We start from the raw sequence: 6,375 nt of genomic DNA, 5'->3' as shown, positions 1-6,375 counted from the left end.
GCTCGTGGAAAAGGAGCTTACAAGGTTATGGGCAATGAGGTACCAGCCGATATGTTTGGCAATCTATTTGGCAGGAATAGGGATAAAGACTTTTGGAACACTGCAAGAGCATTAAATAAAGCCAAGTATGTCCAAAACTTCAAAGGCAATACACCAGTAGAAGGTTTATTGAGCTCAATGGGCAGAGTCTATGGTGACAATATCGCTCAAGGTTCAGTAGCTTTAGCTGCTCCAATGTTGCTTTCGAATAACGCAGAAGAAGTTGTCGTAGTATGAAACGATTATTAGGTCTTTTAGTAGTCGTACTAAGCTTGCCTAATGCTAGTCATGCAGTCCCTATATCGCCAAATTTCTCTTCAGGAAAATTAGACAGCACTACCACCCAACGGCAGGTGATTTCGGAGGTTATAGTATCAGAAGATTTCAATACAGGCTGGGTTCATTCGGTGTCTGGCACAGGCATTAAGCCATCGACAGGTGTTATAAATCCAACGTCTCATACTGAAATCAGACATACGACTTTGAACGGTGGTACGAGTACATGGACAGGCTTAGATATGAATACATCTCCCGACTTTTCTCTAGTCACAGATGGAGGAGCCTTCCAATACACCTCTTCATATCAAGGACCGGGACTTCGCAACCGCACAACCATAACACGCACGTCAGAAATCGAAACTACGATTACAAGTTCAAGCGTATTCAGTCAGTAATAGCAAAGCTTTTTGGCGTATTAATATTAACTCCGCATAGTGTATTAGCCAGTGATGTTGGTGGTGTTTCAGCCACTTCCAATCCGGTCGCTAATAGTAGTGGTCAAGCGACTGTCAATGCATACCAAGTGTTGACTGGAAATTTTATCAACTCTGCTTTTACTAATGGAGTGCAATGTCAAGCAGAAACCGTAACGATATCGCCATACATTGGTAGGAGTAAAAATATAAAGCTACCTTTTGTCACTAGTTATAAGGAGCCGGTCTACGACATGCGAGATATTGATGGAGATGGTGCTCCAGATAATCCGGGTGCCATCTTGTTTGAGAAGGATATCCTCACACAGCAGAAGGATAATTTCTCCTTAAATTATGGAGCCACTCTCCAATGGTCTAAGCCCTTAGATTCAAAGCTACAAGCACTGTGCAAAGAAGCAGCCAGTACAGAGATTGCTCTGAGAAAAGCAAGCCTAAATTTGAAAATACTTGACTACGAAATTTCACGTTTAAAGCACTGTGGGACATTGCGAAAAGAAAATATATATTTCCGAAAAGGAACGAAGTACGCAGTGATATGCGAGGACGTTGAAGTTGGGGAACATCCGACTTCAGTACCTGATCATGCTCATAATCTAGAACAAATTAGTAAGGCTACTTTTTCAGAGACCTCTGCTCCGCTTGGCGTTCACGAACGGAAAGCACCTTGGTCTTCTTCTTCAGAAGGCGAGGTAAAACCTTCTTTAAAGTCTTCTTCACCAGAGGCTTAACAAGCTTAAGAATGTAATCACTCACTGGCTTCATCAAGACTGAACTAGTTACAGCTACAGCCGCTACAGCTCCTGTTGTTAAAGCAACTGGTGGTGGAGGTAGATATGTAAAAGCTATATCTTGTGGCTTCTCAGATATCCAGTTAGTGACACATTCACCATCTTCATTGAGTTCATATGACTCAACACGTTTGGTGCCAAATTTACCTTTACTACCAACAGGTGGATCATCCGGTCTTGGGCATGCAGGTGGCGCAGGTGGTGGTGGAGATGTAGGTGGAGGTGTTGGAGGCGAGGCACCACCAAATCCGCTCATATCAGCTCCTGATCCTTTGTCCTCTGTGTTTTGACTTTTAGATTTAGGTTGCTCTAGTGGTGGTGGTAATTGAACATTCTTCGTTGGTTCAATAACTGGTTGTAAATTATTGGGGTTATAGTCAAACGCTGGCATGACAGGCTGTGTGCCGTCGCAGAGGAGTAAATTTCCGTAAGGATCGTCCTCTATCAAGTTATTGTTTCCAGAGGTCTCACGAGCCTCTACACAGCCCGGAACATCGACTACAGGAAAACCTATAGGACCAGTTATTAACTCCTGCGTGATGGGCACTGCAAGAGGGATGCTATTAGGTACTGCTATCGCCCAGTCAGGTACATCAGGAACCCTGACATTCCAAACTCTTATATCCCTTATATCAACCACTTAGAGCTGAAGTGGTACTACTCCTCCGGTTGAACTTGGTAAAGAAGGGATATCAGGCTTAGGGATAGACCCTGTAACACCCTCGGTGATTGCAGGTGTAATAGCTTTGATTAATTTATTTTGTAAATGCTGCTGGGTTAATGGGTTCTTGAGATAGAAGTATCCAGCAATTGTGCCTCCAACAATCGAGATACTTATACCGAAACTCGCTATCGCAAGAAGATTAAAAATTTTCATTACTATTTCAGAGCTATCTTTAATTTTATAGGTTTTCAAAATCAAACCGAGGTAATGACTATTTGCAGGTAGTTAATCTGTGAGTAATCGAGGTCAGTCATTGATACCAGAACGCTGGGAGAATTACCGATTTGGACTAGTTGAAATCTCTAAAGGGGCTGCCCTCAGACGATTTAGACAATCAATCAAAGACGAATGGGGATGCTGCGCTTATTGCGGCATGAAACATGAAAATGACGTTAAGATTCACTTAACGATTGATCATGTAAAACCAAAGGCTCACGGTGGTAGCAGTTTAAGAACTAACTTAGTTCCAGCCTGTTTACCTTGTAATTCAGCCAAGGGTTCTACTCGTGACTGGCTGGTGTGGTATGAAGCACAATCCTTCTACTGTCCTGACAGAGCTGCCAGAATAAAAACATGGATCAAGCCGCTAAACCACGATCTCTTCGACTTATGGTGTTTATCAGGAGGTGTTTCCAATGATCCCAGACTTGACTCCAGAGCAGAAGTTCATGCTGCACAGGATTGCGATAGAGACGAGGGATTTATCGAGAGACGAATTAATCGAGGAGTTACTAGGTTGTTGGGAGGCCAGATTTGTACAGAAGCAAGCCTTTCTTGTTGCTAGTAAAGATGCTGGCTTTGTCTTTAAATTTAACGAGGGGTCTGCCTTTCTTCCAGCGACTCAAGACAAAGATACCGATTCCTTCTTGTGTCTATGTGATGAGGAATTAGAAGATGATGAGCTTGAAGAAGTCTATGAATCTCAAAGTTTTGAATTAGATATGGAAGCTATTGTTTTGGATAAGGAAGATTAGCAATTCAAGTTTGATTGCGATATATTACAAAGTGAAAGACGAGGCTTATGGAAGTATTAATCACAGGAGCAATGGCTGTTGTCGTTGGACTTGCAACAGGACAATTTGTATCGATTGGTTTAAAGAATAAAAAAGGGGATCACTCAGAACTATTTCAGAAAATAGATGCTATCGAAAGGGTGCTTCCTACATTAATTCCTCGCACAGAAGTTCAAGAAGTAATCAATAAAGTTCCACCTTTAGTAGCTCAGCAAGTTCAATCAGAACTAACAACAATGGCTACTCAACTCACGGCACAGATTCCTGTTCAGCAGCCACCAGTTTCAGCACAGATACCACCAATGCCACCAGCATTTGAAGAGCAACACAGGCAGAACTTAGCAAAAATGAAAGAGTTAGAAGCACGTATTCAGGAAGCCACTGCACCGATACAACAGCCAGCTCAGACACAAATGAGTCTTCCTCAGATGGAAGCATTGGCAAAACAAATGCCAAAGCGTGGACGTAAGCCACGTCAGTGACCAGTTGGATTATTCCTAGTATTTGCTTAGCCGTACTTAGTATTTATTGGTTGATTTATATTTATCCAGAGCGTAGTTAAGTTTCTTTTTTGTGGTAAACCTCTACTTCTGATTCGCATGTAGGGCAACTTAAAAAAGTTATAAAATCAAAGTCTTCATTCTCGAAGGGAACATCTGAATCGCTGCCCCAAATAAGTTCGTCTTGGCAGTGATAGCATTTCATTTGGACCTCTTATATATTCCGTCGTACCAATACTTCAAGCTTGTAGGAGCCCATGCTCCAAACTCAGGAAGTCTTCCTTGTTGCTCTAAATTTTTCACACTTAGGACGTGGTTATTAGAGAATAATTGTTTTAATGAGTCAAATTTTTCGTCTCTTGGAAGACGAAGATTACGAGCATGTTTCCAGAATTTAGTGTTGTATTTTGAACCGTTTTCGTAATGCCAAAGAATAAACCTTTCTATTTCATGAATCTTTTCATGAATCCAATGAGTAAGTAGTTCAGTTCTGTCTTCTTTCTGTCTGACGATTTGACTCCAACATTGAACGACCCATTCAGTGTGAACCCATGAAGCAGTTGCTTCTAAAGGTTCTAAAAAATACAAACGATTGCCATTCAGAAATACACGTTTATCAATAACAGGTTGATTAGAAATGTAACTGTCAAATTCAAGATGACCTGTGACATATGCATCAAATTGATCTTGTAAGTTATGAATCGCATCTCGCTTTGTAGTTATATCTTTGTGATACAAATAGCCCAAGGCTCCTTGGCTTGAGGGCGAATCAGGCTTAGTGGGCAAAATGAAACTCCAACCATCATGAGTAGCCACAGCTCGTGTGTATGAGAGATGAGAAGTATCCCATTTAGGTTTAGCAAGTAAACAAGAATTAACAGGGGTAACTAGTGGTTGATATGCGCTTTTCTCTTCAGGTTTGCCTCGACAATCAAATATATAATCTGCATCAACTTCTGAATAATCTTTTATTGCTGCGTGAGTAATATCAAATAATTTTGAATTCACTACAAATTCATGTAGCTTTTTTGGATAAAAGTGCATGCCCACATTTTTAGGTGGGAATGGATGAAATATTTTTTCATTCAAGTCTCCCCAGCCTTCATATAGAATCCCTGTTTTGAGAGTTGCATCCAGTTGATTTTTGTACCAATTAAATTCATCTGGAACTACATTCCAAAGCAAGTGTGGGTGATGAGGAAAAGTAGCTTGTCCTACCTTCTCAGCCGGTTTCGTTGGGTCATAGATGATATTTATATTTAGAGCAAGACCAGTATCTCTTGCTAAATCTGCTAGTTGAAGTGCAGTAAAACAACCAGCATTACCTGCTCCAATAATTGCAACTTTGATCATTAATCTAAACCTAGGTTTATTGGATCAACTTCGGATGATTTCCAATCGGTCGAAAACTTCAATGATTGCGAATCATCTAACGGATGACATTTCAAGACCTCCTTATAAAGTTCGTGATCAAACTCAAATGAATCAGATTTAAGACCATCTCCTTTAGTGAAAGCTTGTCCGTCTGGACCAGTAAAACGATCATCAGTTCCCCAGCTATTGCGCTGGTATTCCATTAAAAAGAGCAGGCAGCATCCAGCATGTGCGAGATGCGAGTATCCAGTTTCTTTGTCGTTATCTTCTCCTCTCCACCAAGCGAATATATGTCTACATAAGGCTGCGAAATATCTTCCCCACTCGGTTCCTCTACACCAATTATTCGCTGAATACTTTGCGCTCCCATAGCTGAGAACGTCAGCGATGTCTGTAACAGAAGCCCAAGGCACGAGATCAAAACGAGTCTTCACTTAATTAGCTTTCATTCTGCCTAGGATAATGTTAGTTGAATGTTCAAGCAAGCGTATTGAATGACAAAACAGGCAAAGATCGGGCGAAGCTTCTGACTTGTGCAGTCATGGAGCGTCAATTGCTTGAGGGGTTTGCCTTATGTAATGCGCTACTTCACGAGTCGAATAAATCTTTAAACCCGACACTCGTGATAGTCATGTTCACTTTGGTTCACAACTTTCACTTTTATCTAATGGTGAAGTACATACCAAAGGAAGAATGGCCTGAAAAACTATTATTATTTGGAGCCGAATATGGGCCTGAGAAATAGGAAGTCTGCATTGGTCAGAAAGCACCTAGCTAAAGCAAGGAGAGCTAATCATCATGCACAGAATTATGGTGGAAGCACAGGTGGCAGAAAAAGTATCGATAGTGGATCTGGTATTAGCGTGTTGAATAGAAGGTCAGCAGAACAAGCTGCTGAGAGTCAAGTATTCAAAGATGATTTAGATCAATATGGTGCTAAGCGAGAAGCATGGGAAGCAAGAAAATACCCTGATTTGGGTAGCTAGAAGAACCTATGAATTAATTGGATTATTCATGACTACCTTTTTTCTATTGCTACTGGTAATAGCAGCTTATATCAACTTATTCTTCACGTACAAGCGTAGAAAGGATCTATAACTTGTAGCCCGAAGAGTGTACATATGTTCCCATATTCGGGTTATTAACCCGAAGGTCTGTCCATAGTTGTAGCAGTCATTCTGGGCGTACATTAAAAGTACTTGACAGAACTCTCGATTATGTCCA

At 41.1% G+C, this 6,375-nt stretch carries 11 protein-coding genes; 7 read left to right on the top strand and 4 right to left on the bottom strand.

The genetic code is table 11. The features are described from left to right. The 3 genes from MK127_08155 to MK127_08145 form a co-directional block, all read left to right on the top strand. On the top strand, positions 1 to 276 hold a 276-nt coding region (locus MK127_08155), incomplete at its 5' end, for a hypothetical protein (GenBank protein MCH2532763.1). After that, positions 273 to 713 (top strand): hypothetical protein, encoded by a 441-nt coding sequence (locus MK127_08150; protein ID MCH2532762.1) that lies wholly within the window; start codon positions 273 to 275, stop codon positions 711 to 713. The genes MK127_08155 and MK127_08150, both read left to right, overlap by 4 nt. Before the next feature lie 128 nt (positions 714 to 841). Further along, positions 842 to 1,480 carry a hypothetical protein gene (locus MK127_08145; protein ID MCH2532761.1) on the top strand — a complete coding sequence of 213 codons (639 nt, stop codon included), beginning with the start codon at positions 842 to 844 and terminating at the stop codon, positions 1,478 to 1,480. Here the strand turns inward: MK127_08145 and MK127_08140 are convergent. Both MK127_08140 and MK127_08135 read right to left on the bottom strand, forming a co-directional pair. Continuing rightward, positions 1,365 to 2,180, bottom strand: a complete 816-nt coding sequence (locus MK127_08140) for a hypothetical protein (GenBank protein MCH2532760.1) — start codon at positions 2,178 to 2,180, stop codon at positions 1,365 to 1,367. The genes MK127_08145 and MK127_08140 overlap by 116 nt on opposite strands. Further along, a complete protein-coding gene (locus tag MK127_08135; GenBank protein ID MCH2532759.1) occupies positions 2,181 to 2,417 on the bottom strand; it encodes a hypothetical protein in 237 nt (78 codons plus the stop codon). Positions 2,418 to 2,899: 482 nt separating this feature from the next. On the opposite strand from MK127_08135, the gene MK127_08130 reads away from it, so the two are divergent. Both MK127_08130 and MK127_08125 read left to right on the top strand, forming a co-directional pair. Beyond that, positions 2,900 to 3,238: a hypothetical protein gene (locus MK127_08130; GenBank protein MCH2532758.1), complete on the top strand. Its 339-nt coding sequence runs from the start codon at positions 2,900 to 2,902 to the stop codon at positions 3,236 to 3,238. Between the two features lie 47 nt (positions 3,239 to 3,285). Then, positions 3,286 to 3,759: a hypothetical protein gene (locus tag MK127_08125; protein ID MCH2532757.1), complete on the top strand. Its 474-nt coding sequence runs from the start codon at positions 3,286 to 3,288 to the stop codon at positions 3,757 to 3,759. Between the two features lie 219 nt (positions 3,760 to 3,978). Here the strand turns inward: MK127_08125 and MK127_08120 are convergent, their stop codons facing one another. Then, positions 3,979 to 5,130 (bottom strand): tryptophan 7-halogenase, encoded by a 1,152-nt coding sequence (locus tag MK127_08120; GenBank protein MCH2532756.1) that lies wholly within the window; start codon positions 5,128 to 5,130, stop codon positions 3,979 to 3,981. Then, positions 5,130 to 5,585: a DUF5664 domain-containing protein gene (locus MK127_08115; GenBank protein MCH2532755.1), complete on the bottom strand. Its 456-nt coding sequence runs from the start codon at positions 5,583 to 5,585 to the stop codon at positions 5,130 to 5,132. The genes MK127_08120 and MK127_08115 overlap by 1 nt, the downstream gene beginning before the upstream one ends. Before the next feature lie 35 nt (positions 5,586 to 5,620). Here MK127_08115 and MK127_08110 point away from each other — a divergent pair, with 35 nt between their 5' ends. Both MK127_08110 and MK127_08105 read left to right on the top strand, forming a co-directional pair. Next, positions 5,621 to 5,896, top strand: a complete 276-nt coding sequence (locus tag MK127_08110; GenBank protein ID MCH2532754.1) for a hypothetical protein — start codon at positions 5,621 to 5,623, stop codon at positions 5,894 to 5,896. Then, positions 5,880 to 6,137, top strand: a complete 258-nt coding sequence (locus tag MK127_08105; protein ID MCH2532753.1) for a hypothetical protein — start codon at positions 5,880 to 5,882, stop codon at positions 6,135 to 6,137. The genes MK127_08110 and MK127_08105 overlap by 17 nt, the downstream gene beginning before the upstream one ends. The last annotated feature ends 238 nt before the right edge of the window (positions 6,138 to 6,375 follow it).

It is taken from the genome of Dehalococcoidia bacterium, from assembly GCA_022449765.1.
Classification (GTDB): Bacteria; Chloroflexota; Dehalococcoidia; order Lucifugimonadales; family Australimonadaceae; genus UBA2963.
The sequence above is the reverse complement of the archived record's forward strand: the minus strand, read 5'-3'. Positions and strand labels throughout refer to the sequence as shown.

Coding starts and splice junctions, on each gene's coding strand:
- MK127_08130 (MCH2532758.1), top strand. CDS start 2,900: ATGATCCCAGACTTGACTCCAGAGCAGAAGTTCATGCTGCACAGGATT.
- MK127_08120 (MCH2532756.1), bottom strand. CDS start 5,130: ATGATCAAAGTTGCAATTATTGGAGCAGGTAATGCTGGTTGTTTTACT.
- MK127_08125 (MCH2532757.1), top strand. CDS start 3,286: ATGGAAGTATTAATCACAGGAGCAATGGCTGTTGTCGTTGGACTTGCA.
- MK127_08135 (MCH2532759.1), bottom strand. CDS start 2,417: ATGAAAATTTTTAATCTTCTTGCGATAGCGAGTTTCGGTATAAGTATC.
- MK127_08105 (MCH2532753.1), top strand. CDS start 5,880: ATGGGCCTGAGAAATAGGAAGTCTGCATTGGTCAGAAAGCACCTAGCT.
- MK127_08150 (MCH2532762.1), top strand. CDS start 273: ATGAAACGATTATTAGGTCTTTTAGTAGTCGTACTAAGCTTGCCTAAT.